The following is a 22,588-nucleotide window of genomic DNA, read 5'->3' as shown; positions in this document are numbered from 1 at the left end:
TTGAGTTGGTCATTGAGTTACTGAACCAGGAAACGAAGATGGAGCCGGGGATGAAGAAAATTGCAGTGTTACTTTTGGTAGCCGGGATGTTGTGCGCAGTGCCCGGGGGAGCAAGCGCCATTGATTTTTCGGCCAAGGGCCGCTGGGCTTATAATTTCAGCTACGGCCAGCACGGCAATTTTACCGAAGGCGGGAACAAAACGGGCTACAGCTCCGGTGAAGACGAATTTGAAGCCGCCCAGCAGGTTCGCCTGCAACTGGACGCCAAGGTTTCTGAAAATCTTTCCGGCACGGTGCACTTTGAACTGGGTGGCTACAACCGGGGCATGATGCAGTACTGGGGCGCCAGCAACAGCGGCGGCTCGCTGGGCGCGGACGGCAACTGGGTCAAGGTCAAGAACGCCTTTCTCGACTGGACTGTGCCGCAGACGGCCCTCAAGGTGCGCATGGGTATTCAGCCCATGCAGCTGCCCGACTACATCAACAACAGCCAGGTGCTGGCCGATGATGTGGCGGGCATCACAGCCTCCTACGCCTTTAACGAAAACGTGGGCGTGACGGCCTTCTGGGCGCGCCTCTTCAATGACAACACCACTGACGCAACCAACCGCGGCCCCGGCTACATGGACAACATGGATGCCGTGGGCCTGACCCTGCCCCTGACGTTTGACGGCGTAAGCCTCACGCCCTGGGGAATGTATATGGGCATTGGCCCGGCCATCAACTACAACAACGTCAAAAATTCCCAGATCACCAGCTACACCAGCGTAGCCTCTGCCGGCGGGCCCAAGGCTGGCCTGCTGCCCCTGTACGGCGGCTTCCACAAGCGCAAGCTCAGTGAATACGGCAATGCCGTATGGATGGGCCTGCCCGGTCAGGTGACGTTGTTCGACCCTTTCCGCGTGTCGTGGGACGTTGTTTACGGCTCCGTGCAGTATGACGATGCCGCCATGAACCGTGCTGGCTGGCTGGCCTCCCTGCTGCTCGAATACAAGCTGGACTGGAGCACCCCTGGCCTTTACGGCTGGTATACTTCGGGCGATGACGACAATCCGGGCAACGGCTCCGAACGCATGCCCAACATTCACCCCAACAACCCCAACGATTTTTCGGAATTCGCCTTCCACGGCGACCCCATTGTGGGACGCGACAGCATTGTGGGCAAATCCATGACAGGCACCTGGGGCATTGGCGCGCGGCTCAAGGATATGAGCTTTATCGACAATCTCAGCCACACCTTCCGCATCAACTACATGGGCGGCACCAACGATCCGGCGATCCTGAAAAAGATCAAAAATGCCAATGGAAGCTGGATGGCTCCCAATGATGGTTCCGTGCCAGGCCGCGAGGGTCTGTACCTGACCCGCAACGACAGCCTTGTGGAATTTGGCCTGAGCACCAAGTACAAGATGTACGACAACTTCACCATCTACGTGGAAACCAACTATGACGCGCTCTTCCTCGACAAGAGCGCATCTGTGTGGGGCAACAGCAAGATGAATGGCAAGAGCGACCGCAGCGCCGATGCCTGGAATACCGCCGTGACCTTTGTGTATCAGTTCTAGGCCGCGCGCGGTCAGCCCCTGAAGCACCGCGAAAATAAAGCGCCCATGATTTCATGGGCGCTTTTGCTTTATCGGGACGTGCAGGCGGCAGATGCCGCTCATTCGGAGGCGGTGCGGCTCCGGCTCATAAGCAGAACAGGCGTAATGCCCAGCGCGGCGACCGCAGCCATGATCAGGTAGACGGCCTCCATGCTCCACATGGAGGCAATGCCGCCAAACAGCACGGGCGTCAGCATGTTGATTATGCCGCGCCCGAAGGAATTGAGCGAAAAAATGGCATCGTAGACGGTTGCGCCGCGTACCGGCTCCGTGATGATGGTCTGTATGACGGGTACGGTCCCCTTGGTCACAATGCCGATGGCCAGGGATATAATCACCGTTAGTATAAGATTGCTTGACTGGAGCAGGGCGCAAAGCAGCAGGGCAAGGGTAACACCTGCGATAACAAAGATTTTTCGGGTGCCGAAAATATCTATCAGGCGTCCGCAGGCCATCTTTCCCACAAAGGAACCGAGGGTGAAGCCAAGAGCGAACGAGCCGATGGTTTTGGCGTCTATGCCTTTTGCCACCAGCAGCAGTGGCAGAAAGGTAAAGATTCGGTCATTGCTGAAGGCATTGAGCATGCTGGCAAGCATGGCCAGAAAGACATCCCGGTTTTTCAGTATGCTGAACCCTGCAAAAGGATTGCGTCTTGGGCGCGGGGGCGGGGTTTCCGCAGAGCCGGGCAATGGACCGGAAGCGGAATTGTCAGCTTGCGTATTGCCGCCCGCCGCTGGGGATTTTTTTACGGCGGTGCAAAAGAGCCACAGGGCGGCGCACAGGGCCAGTACGCCATAGGCCAGGCAGACTGCCCGCCAGCCCGGCATGGGCCCCACAGAGTAGGCCGCCGCAAAGGCGGCAAAAGAGACCAGCGGGATGCGCCCCACATCGCCAATGGCGGTAAAGTCGCTCATGACCCGGCCAAGGCTCTGCCTTTCAGTATTGGCCGTGATGTAGGAAAAAGAAATGTTATGAAAGGCGGCAAAGCCCGCCATTGCCAGCACAAAGCACGTACCGGCGGTAATCATGCCGCCCGCAAAGGCCGCGCCCAGATAGCCAAGCCCGGCCAGGCATAGGAGCAGGGCCACAGAGCCGTCAAAGCCGAACCGCCGCGAAAACAGGCCCGTGCCAAGGCCCACGGCAGTGCTCAGTGCCGCGCCCAGCGATACCACAAGGCCCACGTCCGTTTCTCCACTGCCAAGAGCCAGCGCCATGAATGCCAGCACAACGGGAACGGAATCGAAAAGCCCGTCAATCAGAATGTGGCACAGATTCAGCATGATAAAGCGTGCGCGGGGTATCATGGGCAAGCTATACCGCTATGCCTGATAGGCGTCCAGTTGCCCGGCATGGGACAGTATGCAAAAAAGCTCCCCAACGGGCGGCCATTGGGGAGCTTGCAGTCTTGTGCGGGATTACTCAGGCTGTCTGGCTTTGCGCCTTCATGTCCTTTATGAGCTGATGCAATATCTGGGTCTGTTGCATGAGGTCAGATACTGCCGTGGAGGCCTGTTCCATTGCCTGCGCTGTTTCTGCGGAGATGGTGGCAATCTGCTCAACGGAGCGGTTGATCTCCTCGCTGGTGGCGGACTGCTGCTCGCTGGCCGTGGCAATGGACTGAACCTGATCATTGACCTGATCCACAAAGCCGAGGATATTTTTCAGCGAGTCGCCAGAGTGGGCGGAAAGGGCGGCGGCGTTTTCAATGGCCTTGACCACGGTTTCCACGCTGGAAATATTTTTGCGCGTACCAGCCTGAATTTCGTTCACCGCGCGGCCCACATCCTGGGTTGCCGTCATGGTTTTTTCCGCCAGCTTGCGCACTTCATCGGCCACCACGGCAAAGCCGCGACCCGCATCGCCTGCGCGCGCAGCCTCAATGGCGGCGTTAAGTGCAAGCAGGTTGGTCTGATCGGCTATGTCTGCAATGATGTTCATGACCTCCCCGATGCCGTCCGCCTGTTTGCCCAGCACCGCCATGTCTTCGCGAATGGCAAGGGAGTAGGCGCGCACGTCTTCAATGCCTTTGACCGCTTTGTCCACAATGGCGGCTCCGTCCTGAGCCTGCCCGCGCGTCTCGGTAGAGGCGCTGGCAGCCCGCTGGGAGTTTCTGGCGACCTCAAGCACGGTGGCGTTCATTTCTTCCATGGCTGTGGCGGTTTCCCGCACCCGGCCTGATTGCTCGTCCGCGCCCCGGCTGGACTGCTCAACGCGCGCAGAAAGCTGCTCGGAAGCCGAGGTGACAACACCAGCCACGCTCTCAAGCCGTTGGATTGTATCCACAAGTTTGTTGCGGTTCTCTTCCACTTTTTGTCTGGCTTCGTGCGCTTCCTCTGCTGCGCGGGTGGCCTTGGCGACCTCCTGCTCTGCAAGCTGGCTTTTTTCTTCCGCAAAAGAAATTTTGCGTTTCAGCTCCACAAGCATGGTGCTGAGGCTCGTTGCCAGCGTGCCAAAGTCGTCCTTTCTCTGCATGGTCATTTCTGAATCAAGCGCGCCGTCGCTGATGTTTTTTGCAAAACAGATGCACTCCCTGAGCGGCTTGATAATGCCCATGGCGATAGCCAGCGAGATCACCGTGATGAGCGCCAGACCGCAAATAAACATGGCGGTAAAGAAAATGCGCCCGGTTTCAACAACGCTGCGGCCTTCGTCCGAAACTTTTTTGGAATAGGCATCAAGCAGGCTCGCAAGCTTGTCCACCACGGCCCGGTGCTTTTGATAGGCGGGCGCAAGCTGGTTCAGGCAAATGCTTTCAGCTTCTGCCTTGTTGCCGGCCTGAAGTGCCGGTTTGAGCCTGGTTTCAAATATTTCAAAGATGGCCTTCCCCGTGGGGTATAGTTCCTGATTGAGAATTTCCTTGATCTTTGGGTCAATAGCGCCGGAATGCCAGAGTTCGTATTGCTGCTGGAATGCTTTTTTATGCTGGGCAATGGAACCGTAAATTTTTTCAAGGCTTGCAGCATCACTGGCGTTAACGGTTTGCAATGCATCAAGGTATGTTTCAACAACATAAAGCGGTGGAGGTAAAATATCGGCAAGCAAATCCTTGCTGTTTTCTATGGATTGATATGTTGCGGAACCAATTGATGTTTTTGATATCGTGTATGTTGAAATGACAAAAAGGGCAGTCATGCCCAAAAATACAGAAGCTATAAGAATTGTGAACTTTCTGGCAACAGAGATATTTTTCAGCATTGCCGTTCCCTCGCAGTGGTATAATAGAATGACTGATGTGATGCTTGGTTCTAAACGGACGCGCAGGGAAAAACAATAGGGCCAGCAGACCCTCGCCAACAGAACAGCACAAAAAAGTAACATTTGCCTGTTGGGCGCAAGGGAATCGCAGCGCAATAGCTTGATATGCTTGATATGATGAGCAGATATTGGAAAGACTGTTTTGAACAGGGAGATGCCGCGCATGTCGTAAATTTTGTAAGGGGAATCGCGCAGGCTTCTGTCAATGGGCGCATTGTCCGGGTGTTGCTTGATCTAGCGGCAGAATCGTATATCTGGCTATAATTACAGAGATATATTCCTGTTCTCCGTCAGGGGCTGTTTTGTTATGCTGCCGTTACGCTGATAACCGTCATTGATTTTCATGCCCCTGCGCACTGTTAGGAAGCCGCCCATGACCGAAATTGAAAATTCTGATCCTTCTGCAACGCCCAGCCATGCGTCAAACCATGAGGCAGGCCACGCGCCATACACTGCGCCAGACACTGTGCCAGTCCACGCCCCCGGTGGCGGAGTGTTGCCGCCGCTGACCAAGACCGCGCTCAACACCCTGTGCGATACCGGGGTAATCAGCACTGTAGCATGGCAGCGGGCCGTGGAATTTTGCGGTTTCAGGCCGGACGGCAAGGCCTGGCTCGCCTACTGGCGGCAGATGTTTTTGCTGGGCGGGGCGCTGTTTTTTCTGGCGGGCGTGATCTGCTTCATTGCCTGGAACTGGGGAGCCATGACGCCCTCTGCGCGCATGGCGCTTATGGGCGCGCTGGTGGCCGGGAGCGGCCTTGGGGCTGTGCTGCTGGGGCCGGATACGCGGCTGGGGCAGGTTTTGCTGCTGGCCTGCGGCATTGCAATGGGGCCGATGCTGGCGGTGTTTGGGCAGACCTACCAGACAGGGGCCGAGCTGTGGGAGCTGTTTCGGGTATGGACGGCGCTGCTGGTGCTGCTTGCGCTGGCGGGCAGGCAGGCCGGGCTGTGGTTTGCCGCGTGGATTTCAGCCAATATTTTTGCGGCGCTCTGGCTTGGGCGCAGCCTTTCCTCGCCTCTTGATGCCTTGGGGCAGTTTCTTATGGTGCCGGAGTGGCTTGTTGCCATTGCCTGCGCCATTGCGTGCTGGGAGTGGATGACCCGCAGGGCGGCGGCCAGACTGCAACAGAATCTGGATGATGCAGGCGATGATGCAGGCAATAATCCAGGCCAGAATATAGATCAGAGCAAGAACACGGCCCATGCCCATGCGCAGGCGTGGCTCTGCTCGCGCTGGATGCCCAGACTGCTCTTTTTTGACATGGTTTCCCGCACCACGTTTTTTCTGATCGCCACTATTTTTGGCCTGTATTTCAGGGTTGAGCAGATGCTCTGGCTTTCGCCCAATTTTGTTGTGGGTTTTGCCCTGGTTGTGGCGGGTTTTTCGTGGTGGTGGTATCGCACCCGGCAACCCGACCTCTTCATGCTTGCGGCCCTTCTGGCAGCGGGCGCGGCAGTGCTGCTTTCCGCTCTGGCGGAAGCGGAACTGTTTTTCAGCGCCGGAAGCATGGCAACCTTTTTGCTGTGGGGTTTGCTTGTCACCGGCGTGACTGCGGGGCTGGCAAAGATACTCCTGCACCTGCAACGCAGCATGATAACGGCCCCCCGGCAGGAGGCCGAAACCGTGGCCTTTTTTTCTTCAATCCTTGCCCGCGCCGCTGCCGGGAACAACTGGCAAACGCTGTGGGCGCACTTGCAGGCGGGCGATTTTGTGCCGCTCAATCAGCCCTTGCCTGACGCATCGGGCAGGCTGGGGGCGCAACCCTCCCCCTGGTATGTCAGGGGCATGCTGGCCTTTGGCGGATGGGTGGCGGCGGTTTTCTTCATCGCCTTTTTCGGATTTTTGCTTTTTGAGAGTCTGGGGATCAGCTCCAATGAGGAACTGACCGTTTTTGCGGCATCTGTGCCGGTGCTGCTTATGGGGCGGGTGCTGCTGGCAAGGCAGCAGTTGTTTGCCCGACACTTTGGCTTTGCCTTGGTGATTGCCGGAACTGTCGGGCTTGGCATTGCCCTGTGCGCCAGCATCAGGCCCGAAGGTTTGGCCTGTTTTGCGCTGGCGGGGGTGCTTTTGGCTCTAGGCATCCTCATGGGCAATGCTGGCTACGCAGTGCTGGCGGCGGTGGTGATTGGCAACTCTGTGGCGCTGGGGATTGCGTTCTCTTACGGGTATGCGCGCAATGGTTTTGCCGCCTCCGAAACAGGCGGCGCGGTGGAGTTGTTTTCGCTGTGGTGGGCGCTGGTTTGCGCGGGGCTGGCCTGCTATTGCCTGCGTGAACACAGGTGGCGCGGCACGGCGCGTGGCAACGTGACGGAAGGGTGGTTTTACGGCTTTTACGCTTCTGTGCTGATTTTTGAGATGTTCACCCTTGCCCCGGCGTACAGCCTCGCCAGCGATATGGGTTTGCCCGGTCTGACTTCGGGATATTTGGGCCTTGCCCCGGCTCTGGCTGTGGCCGCGCTGGCATACTGGTTAGGCAAAGGCGCGGGCAGGCCCGCCCGGCTGCTCACAATGGCGGGCATGCTCCTTGTGTTTGCGCTGTCGTGGTATCTGCCGGGGGCGGGGCTGGCCCTTTTGGGGCTAACGCTGGCAAGGCGGATGGGCAACGTGGTTATGCAGGGCTTTGTGCTGGCGTATCTCTTCGCCTACATGGTTTTTTATTACTACAGTCTGGCTGTGCCGTTTTCGCAAAAGTCCATCTATCTGATGGCAACAGGCCTTGGCCTGCTGGCGCTGGCCCTGATTCTGCGGCTATGGCAGGCAAAAGCTGCGGCGCGGGAGGCAGCCCATGCGTAAGCTCTATATTCTTGCGGTGCTGGTTTTGTTTTTGGGCGGCTATGGCCTTTCCGTATACCGCATGGAAACAGTGCTGGCGGAAGGCAAGACAATCCTGCTGGCCTTTGCCCCGGTTGACCCGCGCGCACCGCTCATGGGCGACTACATGGCCCTGCGCTATGTGGTGAACAACGATATTCGCAAGGCCATTGCGCAGAGGGCCGCACAGAGCGCTGCCCAAAAGGCAGCTCAAATGAGTGCGGAAAAGGGGACGCCGGAGGCTGGAGCTTCGGGCAATGCGGCAAACGGCGGGGGCGTGGATGGCAGTGCCAGTTCGCCCACAGCACGCGCAAAAAGCCTCAACACATATGACGAAAGCAGGAACACGGAAGGCTTTGCCGTACTGCGCATTACCAATGACCCGGTGCCGCATGCGGCATCATTTGTGCGGCTGGATGATGGCAGCCCCCTGCAAGCCGACGAATTTCTGCTGGCCTACAAGCTGCGTGGATACGAAGTGCTGACTGCCGCCACAGCCTTCTACTTTCAGGAGGGAACCGCCCATCAGTATACAGGCGCTAAGTTTGGTGTGTTCAAACTCGCGCCAGACGGTAAGACCCTGCTTGTAGGGTTGGGGGACGGGTAGGGGAGTTTTATTGAGGTGGCAAAGTGCCTTTACTCAACTAAGGGATAATGATGGCTAAGCTTTCCAGTTGGCTAGAAATAACGTGCGCATAATGTTACCTGTTGCGATTAAAATATATACGTTTTGCTTTGGGTATTATTTGCACATCTTCATCTTGCACTATAAAATAGTCAATTGGTGTTCCGCTTAATCTTGCAATGTCGAAAAAAGATAACCCTAGTCGAGTGCTAATGTCTTCTTTGGTCACCCCAAGGCTTGAAATAAGCATTTTTGTTGCTGCATTAAGCAAATTAGGTGTTTCCAGAGGCATTTCATCGTCGAATGGTTCATTTGTTCTCCATCCTTTTTTTGAAAGATGGATATATAAATAGTGTTTAATTTTTTCAGGTATAATATTTAACTGAGAACACCGCATAATTTGGGCGCTTATGGAAACTCCCCATTTCTTTTTCAGCGATTTAAAGCCATCAAGATTAGTGTATCGCAAATCTTTAGCATAGCCCATTTCCGGCATGAGAAATGCGGACGCATAAACATTCGCTTGGTCTTCTACAATTTTTCTATTTTTATCTGTCAGAGTTATATTCCGGTGCATGACGAGGTGCCCAAGTTCGTGGGCAACACTCATCCTATCGCGGCATGCCGTTGTCTCTGATGTTACAAATATGCAAGGCACTCGGTTGCCCAACAACCAGCGTGAAAAAGCAAACTCTGATGGATCCATGTCAACACGCAAGACCACACAGCCGCTGTTTTCCATTAGTTTGATCATGTTAGGAACTGCACCATATCCTAATCCTAATGCAGCTCGTGTTCTGTAGGCAATGTCTTCAATGGTTGCACTTGGGACTGATTCCCAATTTTCTCCCAGGGTTATCTGGGGAATTTTCAATTCCGGCAGGTCGATATATTGTAGATAAATATTCAAAAGTTCTTCAAGCCAGGCACTTTGTTGTGCCCATTGTTCTTGAAACACCTTTTTTTGGCGAGTGAATGAGCGGAAAAATACAGGAGACTCCAACGGGGGGGCAAGTGGCTTGAAAAAGAAAGCTTCAGGAACGGATAGAGCATTTGCAAGCTTTGTTATTGCGTCAGGTCTTGGAAGTTGCTTGCCTGCTTCATAATTTGAAATAGATGTTTGTGTGATAGACGACAGCATAGAAAGGGTTGACTTGTTAATTCCCCTTGCAATCCGCGCTTGTTGGAGTCTCTCTTTCAAAAAATCAAGCATTTTCTATCCGATATTTTGTTGTTCCATTGGCTTCGCTTTTGGCTGGGCATCCGGCAGCTCTGTCTCTATTTGAACTGGCTGCGTATTAATTGCACCAACAGGTAGTTCAAGCATTTCAATGAACATTTTTAAATTAGGATCTGGCAAAACGATTCTGGCAAATCCAAGTTCCTCTCCGTGCTTTTTCTCAGGGCCATGGAGAATAAGGCAGTATGGAAAATCTGGCCGATCAAGACCACTATCACCAAACAAAGACCATTGATTTGTCAGCGCATGGTTTGCCCTGAAATTGGCCCATCTTATCTTGCCGCCCTCATGAGGGAGGCGATTAATTGAAAAACGGAGGCCCCCAGCAATGCCATAAGCATATCGGTATGACTGATTGCGGTTGCTTTTGGGATCCCATTTTGATCCTTGCCCCGTGTGTGCATAAAAAGCTTGTTGAAAGGCAAGGTCTCCAGCACTTTTTTGATTTAAACTCAAAACTTGTTTTCGCATGCGAGCGTCGTGGAATCGCTCCGATTGAAGCGCAGCTTCTTGGTAGCCATAATGAAGTTTCTGCAAAAAGTCATCAATCAACTTGCCACGATCTGCTGAGTAAAATTTTTCAATAAATTTGGTCATATACTTGACAGCTCCTTTTTTATAAAAATAAACTTTATATAATTTTTGTCAATTTTTATAAACTTTATAGCGAGAAAAAGGGGTTGTCAACGTTCTCTTTGTAATGAATCCTATCGTGGTGTTGCGTAGGTAGTGAGGAGATATGCGAGGAACGATCCGTTCAAAAACAAAAAAGCCCTTACGGCTCGTCTCCGTAAGGGCTTGTATTATCTGGTTGCGGGGGCAGGATTTGAACCTACGACCTTCGGGTTATGAGCCCGACGAGCTACCGAGCTGCTCCACCCCGCGACACGTGCAGCGTTTCTCGCTGCGAGAACAGATATCTAAGCGCTTGGCCTCTGACTGTCAAGGAAATTAATAAATTTTTTTGAAAGAGCCTCATTCAAAAATGATTGTCAGAGCCTGAAACCCTTTGTTTGCGCAGTTATATTGCATTTTACTTCTCAAAAATATTTTTGCTCCAGGGGCGCGTTTTTCAGTCAGCATAATCTCACTTGCCAGTTGCCGCAGTAACTGTCGTTCCTTTTTTTCATTTCATTCGTTGAGATTGCGGCTGGTTTTGCTGGTCAGCATCCACATCCCCCCCTCGCTCAACGCCCCAGCGATTGCAAACAGGCCCGCGCGGGGCTAAACTTCGGCTGTCAGCGCCGCCTTGCGTTTTGCAGGGCGACCCGCCGCATCAAATCCTTCGGATGTTTCGCCATGCTCACCCTTGTTCTGGCCGTTGTCATTGCTGTTGCCGTTTCCTTTACCTGTTCGCTGCTTGAGACGGTGCTGTATTCCCTTTCGTGGTCAACCATCGAGCGGCTGCGCAAGTCCGGCAGCAAGTCCGGCGAGCTATTGTACGCCCTGCGCACCCAGGTGGACAAACCCATTGCCGCCATCCTCACGCTCAACACCATTGCCAACACCGCCGGGGCCACGGTGGCGGGCGCGGCCTTTCTGGCCGTGTATGGGCCGGAATACATGTCGATTTTTGCCGTGGGCTTTACGGTGCTGATTCTGACAATGGGCGAAATCCTGCCCAAGAATCTGGGCGTGACCAAGGCGGAGCCGCTTGGTGTGATGCTCGCCCGCCCACTTGCCATCATGGTCAAGCTCATGTCGCCCCTGCTGTGGGTTACGAGCATGATAACGCGGCTCGTGTCCCCGCCGTCCGCTGGCCCGGTCATTTCTGAGGACGATATTCGCGCCGTAACGAGCCTTTCGCGTCAGGCGGGGCGCATCAAACCTTATGAAGAAGCCTTTATCCGCAACGTGCTGGCGCTGGACCAAAAGCGTGTGCGCGAGATAATGACTCCCCGCACGGTGGTGTTTGAACTGCCGGACGACCTCACCGTGGAGCAGGCCTATACAGACCAGCGCACCTGGCATTTCAGCCGCATACCCGTGTACGGCGACAATAACGAAGACATTGTGGGCGTGGTGGAGCGCCGCACCCTGGGCCGCTGCATAAACGAGGGCCGCAAAGATGTGACCCTCGGCAAGATCATGCGCCCAGCGCATTTCATCATTGAAAACCAGACCCTTGACGTGCTGCTGCACGATCTGCTCAAGGCCCGCGTGCATCTCTTTGTGGTGCTGGATGAATACGGCGGTCTTGCTGGCGTGGTGTCGCTGGAAGACGTGCTGGAAGAGATCCTCGGCAGCGAAATTGTGGACGAAAGCGATAATGTGGATGATCTGCGCGCGCTGGCTCGTCAGCGGCGGCGCGAACTGAGCGTGAACCGGCAGGGCTGATCTGTTGCCCTGCGCTGCCCGCTTGCCCGGCTTGCAAATCCGGCGCGTAGCAGCTTGCGCGCCAGCCGAAGCGGATTGGGCGGCGTGGAATAATTGTATTATCCCTTGCGGCAGAAATCTTATTGTAGTAGTATGATAAGACGCAGGCCGCATTCTGCCTTGCATGTGTGCCTGAGCAAATGCTTGTTTGGATTCAGCCCCTGTTCCCCTGCTGTTGCAGTGGTGTGCGCCCGCACACAAACCTTGCGGCAAGTGTGACTACAATCACAGAACCCGCGCCCCTAGCTGAGTTATACTTCTATTAAAAATAATTCCTATCTTGTCAACAGGTGTAAAATAGCGTAAGGGTTTGAGCAATCAGGCCGGGTGCCCCAGGGCAAAAGCCCCAGCCCGGCAGGTTCGGTCTGCGCGCCCTGCGGCGCAACAGGCCGAAGGTCATGGCCCCTTTCGGGCAGCACCAAGCATGACCCAATGTTTCAGGAGAAACGCATGGCCCGCAAAAAAAACACTGGCATCTACATAGCCGCGCTGCTGCTCTTTTTGGGCGGGGTGGGCTATCTTGCATATTCCGGCTTTTCTGAAAACAGCGTGTATTTTCTGAACGTGTCGGAAGCCAAGGCCGCAACGCCCGAAAAACTCGTGGCGGCGCGGCTTTTTGGTACTGTGGCCGAAGACGGCATTGAGAAGCACCGGGGCGCGCCCGGTGTGGATTTTCGCCTTGAAGACAAGGACAACGCCAGCCAGACCATTCTGATAAGTTATTCCGGCGCAGTGCCGGACACCTTCAAGGCTGGCGCGGAAGTTATTGTTGAAGGCGGCATGGGGCCGGAAGGCCGCTTTCAGGCCAAGACGCTCATGACCAAATGCCCCTCCAAATACCAGAAAGAGAACCGCAATAGCTGAGCCTGCTCAGCGGCATTGCCGTTTGGCGAGTGCGATTGGCCTGACTGGCCCTTCGTTCTGTCCATAGTTGCGGGCCAAGGTCGCGGGCTTTCCCTGCAAGATGGCCGGGTTTCAGTTCAGTGCGCGTAGCCGTAATCGGGCACCCGATGCCCAAACGATAGCAACGCCCCGCCTAGCGGCGGGCCGCCCCCTAAGCGGGATAAAGGAGTCTTATGTACGTTTTTGCCTTTGCCCTTCAACTGGTGGCCCTGCTGGCCGCACTTGGCGGCTGTGGTCTGGCCCTTCTGCAATTGTGGCAAAACCGGGAAGACTCCCTCGCCGTGGTGGAAAAAGCCCACCTCGTTATCAGCGGCGCGCTCTTGCTGGCCTCGGCCCTGCTGCTGCACGCCCTGTTCTGGAACGACTTCAGCGTAGCCTACGTTGCCAGCTATACTGACCGCGTACTGCCCGTATTTTACCGCCTCACGGCCTTCTGGGCCGGGCAGCCCGGCTCCATGCTCTTCTGGGCGCTGGCAGTGGGCCTGAGCGGCAGCGCCTTCGCGCTCACGCGGGCCTACAGAAACCTCAGCCGCCCCACGCGCCTGTGGTACTGGAGCTTTTTTTACATCATCATGGGCTTTTTTGCCCTTATCCTCACCAGCTGGAGCAATCCCTTTGTGCTGCAATCGCCTGTTCCGGCAGACGGCAACGGCCTGAACCCCCTGCTCCAGAATCCCGGCATGATCTTTCATCCGCCGCTGCTGTTCCTCGGTTACGGCGGTTTTGCCGTGCCTGCCTGTCTGGCGTTGGCGCAGTGCCTTTCAGGGCAGAGCAGCAGCGAAGGGTCCTGGTTCCGCCTTTCGCGGCCCTTCATCATTCTGGCGTGGCTGTTCCTTACGGCGGGCATAGTGCTCGGCGCATGGTGGGCCTACATGGAGCTTGGCTGGGGCGGCTACTGGGCATGGGACCCTGTGGAAAACGCCTCTCTGGTGCCCTGGCTTATCGCCACGGCTTCGCTGCATACCCTGATTGTTGAAGACCGCCGGGGCAAGCTTGGACGCGTCAACGTTGCCATGATGGTGCTCACCACGGTTTCGGCCTTTTTTGCCACCTACCTCGTGCGCAGCGGCGTTATTGATTCCGTCCACGCCTTTGGCGACGGCAGCGTGGGTACGCCCCTGACCATCTTTGTGCTGGGCGGCCTTGTCATTGCCCTGTGGATTCCCTTTGCCTCGCCCAAAACCGGCAAACCCCTTGCCGGGCTTGAAAGCCGCGAAGGCTTTCTGACCCTTGTGGCCTGGGTGCTGTTGGCGCTTGCCGTGATTATTCTGGTTGCCACCATGTGGCCCGTCATCAGCAAGTTGTGGTCTGCCGCGCCGCGCGGCCTTGACGCGCGTTTCTACAACCGCGTGTGCCTGCCCCTCGGCGCGCTGCTGGTGATGATGATGGCGGCCTGCCCCTGGCTCGGCTGGGGCGGGGGCCTGCGCAACAAGAAGGGCTTTTTTGCCGTGATCGGGGCCTTTGCAGTCAGCGCCGGGGTTATCTGGACGCTGGGCTACCATCAGCCCACGGCCCTGCTGGGCGCTTCCGCCGCTGTGGCTATTGTGCTTGGGGCCGTCATGCTGCTGGCTGACAAGGCCAACCGTTCGCAGCCTGTCACCATCGGGGCGCTGGGCGCGCACATAGGCATGGCGCTGGTTGCCATTGGCATCTCCTTTTCCGGCCCGTACACCACTGACCGCGAAATGATCCTCGCCAAGGGCGAAAGCAGCACCGTGGGCAGCTATACTGCCACCTTGCTCGAACTGGGCGAGGGCCGCCGCGTTGACCATGAATTTATCGCCGCACGGCTGGAAATCTTCAAGGATGGCAAATCCATCGGCATTGTCGCGCCGGAGCGCCGCCTGTACGACAAGTTCGGTACCATGCAGTTCTCCGAAGTGGACGTGATCCCCGGCCTTGGCAACGAAATCTACGCCTCCCTGCTGGGGCTGGACGAAAGCTCCAGGGTTGTGGTCAAGGTCAGTGTTGAGCCGCTGGTCAACTGGCTGTGGATCGGCGGCACCATCATGTGCCTTGTGCCGCTTGCCGGTCTGCGCCGCCGCAAGAATCCCGCGCCGGAGTCGGACAGAGAGAACAGCGCGGCCTAGCCGCAGGAGGCCCTCTTGCTGGAACTTGTGCGCGTTGCCAAGGTCTATGGCGTCAAGGTCGTCTTTAAAGACGTAAGCTGCGCTCTTGCTGCGGGGAGTGTCTCGCTGCTTGTGGGCGGCAACGGCGCGGGCAAGAGCACCCTCATGCGCATCATGGCAGGGCTTTCCCGCCCAAGCGCTGGCGCTGCCAACGTGGCCGATCAGGCCCGCGTGGGTTATCTGGGGCACGCTACCTTTCTGTATCCCGGTCTCACGGCGGTGGAAAATCTGGCCTTCTGGCGCGACGCCTACGGCCTCAAGCTGACGCGTGACGACATTATGGCCGGGCTGGCCCGCGTGGGGCTGGAAGCCCACGCCCACGAACGGGCGGGCGTGTTCTCGCGCGGTATGGCCCAGCGCCTGAATCTTGCGCGGGTGCTCATGCAGGCCCCGGACGTGCTCCTGCTGGACGAACCCGGCACAGGTCTTGATGTGGGTTCGCTGGCCCTGCTGCGGCGCGAGATTCTTGCAGCGCGGCAGCGCGGGGCATGCGTGGTGCTTATCAGCCACGATCTGGCGGGCGACGCCCCACTGGCCGACAGGCTGCTGGCGCTGGAACACCGCAAACTGGCCTATGACGGCTCCCCCGCTGGCTTTGGCGGATTTGCCCCGGTGGAAACCTTGGCTGGCGCTGCCGCAGAGGCCTCTGAACGCACGCAGGGAGGCCCCGCATGCTGCGCCTGATGTTTGCCATGACCCGCAAGGATCTGGCCCTGACGCTGGCGCGTGGCAGCGGGCTGGTGCAGGCCTTGCTGCTCGGGCTTTTGCTGCTTTTTGTATTTAGCCTGTCGCAGGGCATTGGCGAGCGCATGGCACCCCAGGGCGCTGCGGCTGTGTTCTGGATAAGTTCCGCCTTTTGTCAGGTGCTTATTTTCAACCAGCTCTATGCGCTGGAAGAAGTTAACAATTCCCGCCTCGGGCTTTTGTTGTGCCCCGCCCCGGTGCAGGCCGTATGGCTTGGCAAGGGCTGCGCGGGGCTTGCCCTGCTGGTGCTGGCGCAGGTTGTTTTTCTGCCAGCGGCGGTTGTCTTTCTGGGGCAGGATCTCAGCGGGCCATTGCCCGAGGCTCTGCTGGCCCTTGTGCTGACGGATATCGGCATGTGCGCCCTTGGCTCCCTGCTGGGGGCGCTGGCGCAGGGGCAGGCCGCCCGTGAGTCTTTGCTGAGCATTGTGCTTTTTCCGCTGCTGACGCCGCTTTTGCTGGCGGGTATCAGCGTGGGGGCGCAGGCCCTCGGCGCCCCCAACCCGGATGGGCCGGGGGCGTGGCTCGGCGTTGCCGCCGCCTTTGACGCAGTTTTTCTTGGTGCCGGGCTTTTGCTGTTTGGATACATCTACGCGGGGGACGAGTAATGCCCAAGTGTTCGGCGTTGCCGCAGATTCTGGCCCTGCTGGGGGGCGTTGCCTTTGCCGCCTGTCAGTGGCTTGTGTTTGCCTATGCCCCCGAGGAAGTGACCCTGGGGCTGGCGCAAAAGATATTTTACATCCACCTGCCCATGTCGTGGTGGGCACTGGTGAGTTTTTTTGTGGTGTTTGGCGCATCTGTGGCCTACCTGTGGCGGCGTAATCCCGCTGCGGACAGGCTGGCTGCCGCCGCCGCAGAAGTGGGCGTGCTGCTGGGCGGCCTTGCGCTGGTCACGGGCATGCTCTGGGCGCGCCGCTCGTGGGGCGTGTGGTGGACGTGGGATCCGCGCCTGACCACAACCCTGATCATGTGGTTCGTGTACGCGGGCTATCTGGTTTTGCGCGGGCTTGACCTGCCGCCGCAGCGCCGCAATACGGTGTGCGCCGTGGTGGGCGTGGTGGCCTTTCTGGATGTGCCGCTGGTCTTTATGTCGGCGCGCATCTGGCGGTCAATCCATCCGGCTGTTTTTGGCAGCAAGGGCGGCGGGCTGGAGCCTGAAATGCGTATTACCGTCATTGCCTGCGTGGCCTGTTTTGGCCTGCTGTGGGCGGCCCTGGTGTGGCTGCGCAAACGCCAGCTTGATCTGCGCGACCGCCTTGACGCGCTGGCGCAAAATCGGCTGAATGCCTGATATTTTGGCCCGTAACTGGAATCATTCACTCCACCCGGAGGAACTATGGATACACTGACATGGGTAATCATGGCCAATGCCGCCGTGTGGATTGGCATTGGCTCGTATATGGCTTTTCTGGCGGCTCGCCAGCGTTCACTGGCCGCGCGCCTTGCCCAGATGGAGATGCTCAATCATGACTGATACGAAAAAAGGCAACCTTTCTGCCCGGATACTCATTATCGCGTTGGCTGTTGCGCTGGCCGTGATGCTTGGGGCTTCGCTCAAGGCGCGGTTCCAGAATCCGCATCTCACTGTGGCGGCCCGTCAACAGCAGGGAATGGGCGGGGGCGAAACTGGCGAAGATGCCCAGACCGTGGGCAAGCTCATGCGTCAGGTTGCGGAAAATTCGCAGGATCTCGGCGCTCTTATTCATCTGATCGAGCACCTTGTGACCGCGCAGAACTGGGATGCGGCGGAAACCTTTGCCCAGCGCGCCGTGACCATGGACGTGAGCAATCCCAAGCCCCTGTACCTGCTTGGCGTAATCCAGCACAATCAGGGCCGCCACAAGGAAGCCGCCGAAGCCCTTGAGCAGGTCGTTAAGATCAAGGACGAAGCCTCCGTGCGTTACAGCCTCGGCGTGCTGTACATCTATTTTCTCGAAGACCCCAAGCGCGGCGCGGAACATTTGCGCGCGGGCCTGACTGACGCCACCGCCAGCGAAGAACTCAAGGCCGCCATCAAGCAGGAACTGGAAAAAGTCCCCGCAGTGCAAGAAGCCCAGCCTGCCGCAGCCAAGCCCGATGCCAAAGCAGACGCCAAGGCGGACAAGAAAGCTGACAAAAAGGCAGACAAGAAATCCGCCAAGTAAGACTTTTCTGCCAGCCAGAAATTAAAAAGGCCTCTGTGGAACTGCTCCACAGAGGCCTTTTGGTGTTTTGAATGGCCTTGTTAGCCACTCCAGATAGCAGAAGAAAAAATTCAGGGGGGTGGGGGTACGGGGGAGGAGACCCTTTTTAAAGGGTCCCTCCCCCGCAAAACTCTCGCCTAGCTGTTGTAGAAGTTGATCAGGCAGCCATTGAGGATGATCTTGCGTTCATCACTGGTCAGTTCCTTGAGGGCCAGGCTGATCTGCTGAGCCTGCCCGCCTTCGCTGGCAACGTAGCCGGTGAAGCTGGGGTCGGCGTTCTGCACGGCGCTGCGCACGTTGGGCACCACAAGCCAGTCGCCGACTTTCAGGCTGTCAGCCAGCGAGGGATCAACAATAAAGGGCAGCATGCCCCAGTTGATAAGGTTGGAGCGGTAACGCTTGGTGGCGTATTCAACAGCCATGTTGGCCCAGCCGCCCAGCACTTTCTGGCAGGAAGCCGCCTGTTCGCGGGCCGAGCCATCGCCGGGCTTTACGGCAAAGATTGTGGAGCCAAGGCCCACCTGCTTGAGGTCGGCTGCGCCCTGCAACACGTCAAGACCGCACACAGCAAAGAGTCCCCGCGCCTTGGCAAGCAGTTCCGCATCGGCGGGATTGGCGAGGCGGGCGGCTTCCATGGCGTTGACGGCCTTGGCGCGGTCCACATAGCCGGGGTCTTTGCGGGAAAGCGTGTATTCCGCCAGTTTGAGCGGGTTGGAGCGCAGGGACGAAGTTTCGCCGGAGGGAATCAGCTCGTCCGTAGTGGTGACCGGGTCGGTGATCACGCTTACCACCTGCAGGAGCAGATGTTCGGGCAGGGGGCTCATGCTCGGCCAGTCGGCAATGTTGGGGCCGCGCACGAGCTGGGCTTCGGGTTCCGCCTTGCCAAAGCCGTTGTACACGCGGCTGTGGTAGATGAGCGGCTCAAAGGAGTAGGAAAGATCGACATTGGCCAGCGCGGGCGCTGACCAGTCAAGCTCTGTTGCCGGGGTGAGGCGACCGCCGTTGGCCGCAGTGGCGGCGATGGAGCGGGCGTCCATGAGGGCCACCGTGGAAACCTGCCCGTTGGAAGGCTTGGAGCCTTCGCGGTTGGGGAAGTTGCGGGTGGTGTGGCGGATGGAGAGCGCCCCGTGGGCCGGGGTATCGCCAGCGCCGAAACAGGGGCCGCAGAAGGCCGTCTTCATCACCGCGCCTGCAAGCATGAGCTTGGCGGTTGCGCCGTTTTTGACGAGCGCAAGGCCCTGCGGTTCGCTGGCGGGGTACACGGCCAGATTGAAGGCCTGATTGCCCGTGGATTTGCCGTCCAGAATGGCGGCAGCCAGGGCGATATTTTCAAAATTGCCGCCAGCGCAGCCAGCAATGATGCCCTGATCCACCCACACGCCGCCATCGCGCACCTTGGCGCGCATGTTCAGGCCCTTGGCCGCATCACCAAACTGGCGCAGGGCTTCGGCTTCCACTTCGGCCAACAGTTCGGCCCCGTGCTTGGCAACTTCGGCCACGGGGTACACGTTGCTGGGGTGGAAGGGCAGGGCGATCATGGGCACAATCCTGCTCAGATCAACGCGGATAAGGCCATCGTAGCAGGCCGGGCTTTCAAGCCGCAGCTCGGCGTAGTCGTCCGCGCGGCCGTGCATGGCCATGTAGTCGCGCACCTTTTCGTCAGTGGTCCAGATGGACGACAGACAGGTGGTTTCCGTGGTCATGACGTCAATGCCGCAGCGGTATTCCACAGAAAGACCCGCCACGCCGGGGCCCATGAATTCCATGACCTTGTTCTTCACAAAGCCGTTTTTGAACACCGCGCCAATGATGGCAAGAGCCACGTCCTGCGGGCCAACGCCGGGGCGAGGCGCGCCCTCAAGCCATACCACAACCTTTTGCGGATTGGTCACATCGTAGGTCTTGCCAAGCAGCTGCTTGACCAGTTCCGGCCCGCCTTCGCCAATGGCCATGACGCCCAGCGCGCCGTAGCGGGTGTGGCTGTCTGATCCAAGGATCATGCCGCCGCACTTGGTCATCATTTCGCGCACATACTGGTGGATGACCGCCAGATGCGGGGGCACAAAGATGCCGCCGTACTTGCGGGCAGCGGAAAGACCGAAGAGATGGTCGTCCTCGTTGATGGTGCCGCCCACGGCGCACAGGCTGTTGTGGCAGTTGGTCAGTGCGTAAGGGACGGGAAATTCCTTGAGGCCGCTGGCGCGGGCCGTCTGCACAATACCCACGTAGGTGATGTCGTGCGAGGCCATTGCGTCAAAGCGGATGCGCAGCACGTTGTCGTCCGTGCCGGTATTGTGCGCCGCCAGAATGCGGGCGGAAAGGCTGTTTTTGCGGGCGGCTTCAATGTCCACGCCCTTGGCGCGGGCTTCTTCAGCCATGTTTATGCCGTTGGCGTCAATCACCACAGAACTGTTCACAATTTCGATCATGGCAGACCTTCAGGGGTTTGCGGGTCGCTGGCGCGCCGCGGGTTAGCTAGAGTATTTCAAAGCTGAAATGCTCTGGCGCCTGCATAAGCAGACGCCCGCCGTGTAGGCGTAACGCAGCTTCAGCCGTTGGCGAACTTGTGAGCCTTACGGATGAAGACAGCAACGCTATTTGCTTGCGCTGTTAAGCGCCGGAACGTGCGTGTCTTAACCTTGGAGAATGCATATTCTCAAAGTTAATCGGCTCCAGCTTGCGCCGTGGCCAGTTTGAGGCCAAAGGCTATGAACACAAGGCCAGTGCAGCGCTGCATCCACTTCTGGAAGCGGCTGTTCTCAAAGATGTGCCGGATGCGGCCCAACATATAGGCCAGCGGCACATACCAGAACAGACACAGTCCAGACATGATGCTTCCCAGGGTGAGAAACTGCGGGGCAAGCGGTGCGTGGGGATCCATGAACTGGGGGAGAAAAGTCAGAAAAATCAGCACAGCCTTGGGATTCAGCGCATTGGTCAGAAAGCCCTGGCCGAAGAAGTGCAGCCATTGGCGCAACGTCAGACGTTGCACTGACCGGGCGGGATTCGGCTCCGGCGCCGTTTTAACTACCGCCGCGCTTACAGGCTGGCCAGCACGTTGCCCGGCGCGTATGGCCTGAATGCCCAGCCACACCAGATAGGCCGCGCCCACATATTTGAGGATGCTGAACCACAGCACGGACTGGGCGATGATGGCCGAAATGCCCAGCATGGCTGCCGTGGTGTGCACACAGATGCCAAGGGCCACGCCCACTGCCGAGGCCTGCCCCTGCGGGCGACCATTCATGAGCGAAATTTTGGCAATAAGCGCAAAATCAGGCCCGGGCAATATGACTAGAATTGCCGCCAGAGGAACAAACAGCAGCAGATTGTCCAGTGAAATCATGGTGTAGTCCTTCATTCAAGCCAGAGCAGGAGGAATAAAAGGAGCACCTTGCGGTTGCGCCCGTCAGTCGGTTGACCTCCGAACAGAGCCGTAAAGACACTCCTTTTCTTCATATTCTACCTTCAAGAGTATGCATCTGGCCGGGCAATTGGCCGTATGACTAGCCATGCATCTGGCCCGCGCAGCATGCAGAAGTAAAGCCCGTAACCTTTCGGCTACGGGCTAACATATCTACAGATTTGCGCCGATGATTTCGCCGAACTCCACGCAACCCACAGTGCGCGAACCGGGCACCTGAGCGGCGAGGTCTTCGGTCACGGCCTTGGCGGCAATGGCCTTGCTCACGGCATTGCGGATGCGCTCGGCCGCCTTGGGCACGCCGATGTGTTCAAGCATCAGCGCGCCGCACAAAATGACGCTGCCGGGGTTGGCCTTGTTCTTGCCCGCAATGGTGGGAGCCGTGCCGTGGGTGGCTTCGTAAAAGGCCAGGGTGTCCGACATGTTGACGCCGGGGGCCAGCCCAAGGCCGCCCACCTGCGCCGCCAGCGCGTCAGAGATATAGTCTCCGTTGAGGTTGGGCGTGGCGAGAATCTGGTACTGCTCGGGGCGCAGCAGCGCCTCCTGGAACATGGCGTCGGCAATGCGGTCTTTGATCACCAGACGCCCAGCCACGGGTTCCTTTTCCGTGCAGGTGAGGTCGCCAAATTCCTGCGCGGCCACATCGTAGCCCCACTGGCGGAAGGCGCCTTCGGTGAACTTCATGATATTGCCCTTGTGCACAAGGGTGAGGCTCTGCTGCTTCTGGTCCAGGGCAAAGCGAAGGGCGCGGCGCACCAGACGCTTGGAGCCAGCCTCGGTCATGGGTTTGATGCCCACTGCGGCGGCATCGCCCACTTTGTTCACGCCCAGTTCTTCACGCAGGAAGGTGATAAGCTTGCGGGCCTCGGGGGTCCCCGCGGCAAATTCCACACCGGCGTAAACGTCTTCGGTATTTTCGCGGAAAATGACCATGTTGACGCGCTCGGGGTGTTTGACGGGAGTTTCAAGCCCTTCAAAGTGACGCACCGGGCGGATGCAGGCGTAGAGATCAAGCCCCTGGCGCAAAGCCACGTTGAGGCTGCGGATACCCGTTCCCACGGGGGTGCCGAGGGGGCCCTTCATGGCAAGTTCTGCGCTGCGCAGGGTCTGCATGGTTTCTTCCGGCAGGGGAGAGCCAGTTTCTTTCACGGCCTTGTCGCCCGCCAGCAGCTCTGTCCACTCCAGATTGATGCCGGTATTTTCGGCAGCAAGGGCAGCTTCAATGACAGGGCGCGCGGCCTTCCAGATTTCGGGGCCAATGCCATCGCCTTCGATCCAGTAGATTCTCTTGTTCAT

General features: G+C 57.8%; 18 protein-coding genes and 1 tRNA gene. 11 read left to right on the top strand and 8 right to left on the bottom strand.

The features are described from left to right. Positions 1 to 50: 50 nt before the first annotated feature. Positions 51 to 1,565, top strand: a complete 1,515-nt coding sequence (locus tag G449_RS0114120) for an outer membrane homotrimeric porin (RefSeq protein WP_022659970.1) — start codon at positions 51 to 53, stop codon at positions 1,563 to 1,565. A gap of 98 nt (positions 1,566 to 1,663) precedes the next feature. Here the strand turns inward: G449_RS0114120 and G449_RS0114115 are convergent, their stop codons facing one another. Beyond that, positions 1,664 to 2,908, bottom strand: coding sequence for an MFS transporter (locus G449_RS0114115; protein WP_022659969.1), 1,245 nt, complete (start codon positions 2,906 to 2,908; stop codon positions 1,664 to 1,666). Between the two features lie 115 nt (positions 2,909 to 3,023). Continuing rightward, positions 3,024 to 4,799: a methyl-accepting chemotaxis protein gene (locus G449_RS17290; protein WP_022659968.1), complete on the bottom strand. Its 1,776-nt coding sequence runs from the start codon at positions 4,797 to 4,799 to the stop codon at positions 3,024 to 3,026. Between the two features lie 433 nt (positions 4,800 to 5,232). On the opposite strand from G449_RS17290, the gene G449_RS0114095 reads away from it, so the two are divergent. Beyond that, positions 5,233 to 7,653, top strand: coding sequence for a DUF2157 domain-containing protein (locus tag G449_RS0114095; protein ID WP_022659965.1), 2,421 nt, complete (start codon positions 5,233 to 5,235; stop codon positions 7,651 to 7,653). Continuing rightward, positions 7,646 to 8,278 carry a GDYXXLXY domain-containing protein gene (locus G449_RS17910; protein WP_022659964.1) on the top strand — a complete coding sequence of 211 codons (633 nt, stop codon included), beginning with the start codon at positions 7,646 to 7,648 and terminating at the stop codon, positions 8,276 to 8,278. The genes G449_RS0114095 and G449_RS17910 overlap by 8 nt, the downstream gene beginning before the upstream one ends. Before the next feature lie 94 nt (positions 8,279 to 8,372). Here the strand turns inward: G449_RS17910 and G449_RS0114085 are convergent, their stop codons facing one another. From G449_RS0114085 to G449_RS0114075, 3 genes are all read right to left on the bottom strand, one after another. Further along, on the bottom strand, positions 8,373 to 9,509 hold the full coding sequence (locus tag G449_RS0114085; protein WP_022659963.1) for an XRE family transcriptional regulator: 1,137 nt from the start codon (positions 9,507 to 9,509) through the stop codon (positions 8,373 to 8,375). Positions 9,510 to 9,512: 3 nt separating this feature from the next. Further along, positions 9,513 to 10,133, bottom strand: coding sequence for a hypothetical protein (locus G449_RS0114080; protein ID WP_022659962.1), 621 nt, complete (start codon positions 10,131 to 10,133; stop codon positions 9,513 to 9,515). A 211-nt stretch (positions 10,134 to 10,344) separates the two neighbouring features. Then, positions 10,345 to 10,421 (bottom strand) — tRNA-Met (locus G449_RS0114075). A gap of 414 nt (positions 10,422 to 10,835) precedes the next feature. Between G449_RS0114075 and G449_RS0114065 the strand changes: the two genes are divergently transcribed. The 8 genes from G449_RS0114065 (at position 10,836) to G449_RS17275 (ending at position 17,829) form a co-directional block, all read left to right on the top strand. Further along, positions 10,836 to 11,873, top strand: a complete 1,038-nt coding sequence (locus G449_RS0114065; protein ID WP_022659960.1) for a hemolysin family protein — start codon at positions 10,836 to 10,838, stop codon at positions 11,871 to 11,873. Between the two features lie 489 nt (positions 11,874 to 12,362). Beyond that, positions 12,363 to 12,776: a cytochrome c maturation protein CcmE gene (locus G449_RS0114060; protein WP_027181034.1), complete on the top strand. Its 414-nt coding sequence runs from the start codon at positions 12,363 to 12,365 to the stop codon at positions 12,774 to 12,776. A 212-nt stretch (positions 12,777 to 12,988) separates the two neighbouring features. Beyond that, positions 12,989 to 14,905: a heme lyase CcmF/NrfE family subunit gene (locus tag G449_RS0114055; RefSeq protein ID WP_022659958.1), complete on the top strand. Its 1,917-nt coding sequence runs from the start codon at positions 12,989 to 12,991 to the stop codon at positions 14,903 to 14,905. Between the two features lie 15 nt (positions 14,906 to 14,920). Then, positions 14,921 to 15,628, top strand: coding sequence for an ABC transporter ATP-binding protein (locus G449_RS0114050; protein ID WP_022659957.1), 708 nt, complete (start codon positions 14,921 to 14,923; stop codon positions 15,626 to 15,628). Next, positions 15,616 to 16,293 (top strand): heme exporter protein CcmB, encoded by a 678-nt coding sequence (locus tag G449_RS0114045; protein WP_022659956.1) that lies wholly within the window; start codon positions 15,616 to 15,618, stop codon positions 16,291 to 16,293. Before G449_RS0114050 ends, G449_RS0114045 begins: the two co-directional genes overlap by 13 nt. After that, the gene (locus G449_RS0114040; RefSeq protein WP_022659955.1) at positions 16,293 to 16,976 is read left to right on the top strand and encodes a cytochrome c biogenesis protein; all 684 of its coding nucleotides are present in this window, start codon (positions 16,293 to 16,295) and stop codon (positions 16,974 to 16,976) included. The genes G449_RS0114045 and G449_RS0114040 overlap by 1 nt, the downstream gene beginning before the upstream one ends. A 45-nt stretch (positions 16,977 to 17,021) precedes the next feature. Beyond that, entirely contained in the window at positions 17,022 to 17,159 is a 138-nt protein-coding gene (locus G449_RS18210) for a CcmD family protein (RefSeq protein ID WP_022659954.1), read from the top strand. After that, positions 17,152 to 17,829 carry a tetratricopeptide repeat protein gene (locus tag G449_RS17275; RefSeq protein ID WP_022659953.1) on the top strand — a complete coding sequence of 226 codons (678 nt, stop codon included), beginning with the start codon at positions 17,152 to 17,154 and terminating at the stop codon, positions 17,827 to 17,829. The genes G449_RS18210 and G449_RS17275 overlap by 8 nt, the downstream gene beginning before the upstream one ends. 176 nt (positions 17,830 to 18,005) lie before the next feature. Here the strand turns inward: G449_RS17275 and G449_RS0114025 are convergent, their stop codons facing one another. The 3 genes from G449_RS0114025 to icd form a co-directional block, all read right to left on the bottom strand. Next, complete coding sequence (locus tag G449_RS0114025; protein ID WP_022659952.1) at positions 18,006 to 20,297, bottom strand: hydratase; 2,292 nt, start codon at positions 20,295 to 20,297, stop codon at positions 18,006 to 18,008. A gap of 233 nt (positions 20,298 to 20,530) precedes the next feature. After that, a complete protein-coding gene (locus G449_RS0114020; RefSeq protein ID WP_027181033.1) occupies positions 20,531 to 21,214 on the bottom strand; it encodes a LysE family translocator in 684 nt (227 codons plus the stop codon). Between the two features lie 231 nt (positions 21,215 to 21,445). Beyond that, positions 21,446 to 22,588, bottom strand: coding sequence for an NADP-dependent isocitrate dehydrogenase (gene icd, locus G449_RS0114015; RefSeq protein ID WP_022659949.1), 1,143 nt, complete (start codon positions 22,586 to 22,588; stop codon positions 21,446 to 21,448).

It is taken from the genome of Desulfovibrio desulfuricans DSM 642 (genome assembly GCF_000420465.1).
GTDB classification, from domain to species: Bacteria; Desulfobacterota; Desulfovibrionia; order Desulfovibrionales; family Desulfovibrionaceae; genus Desulfovibrio; species Desulfovibrio desulfuricans.
This window is presented reverse-complemented; position numbering and strand designations above follow the sequence as displayed.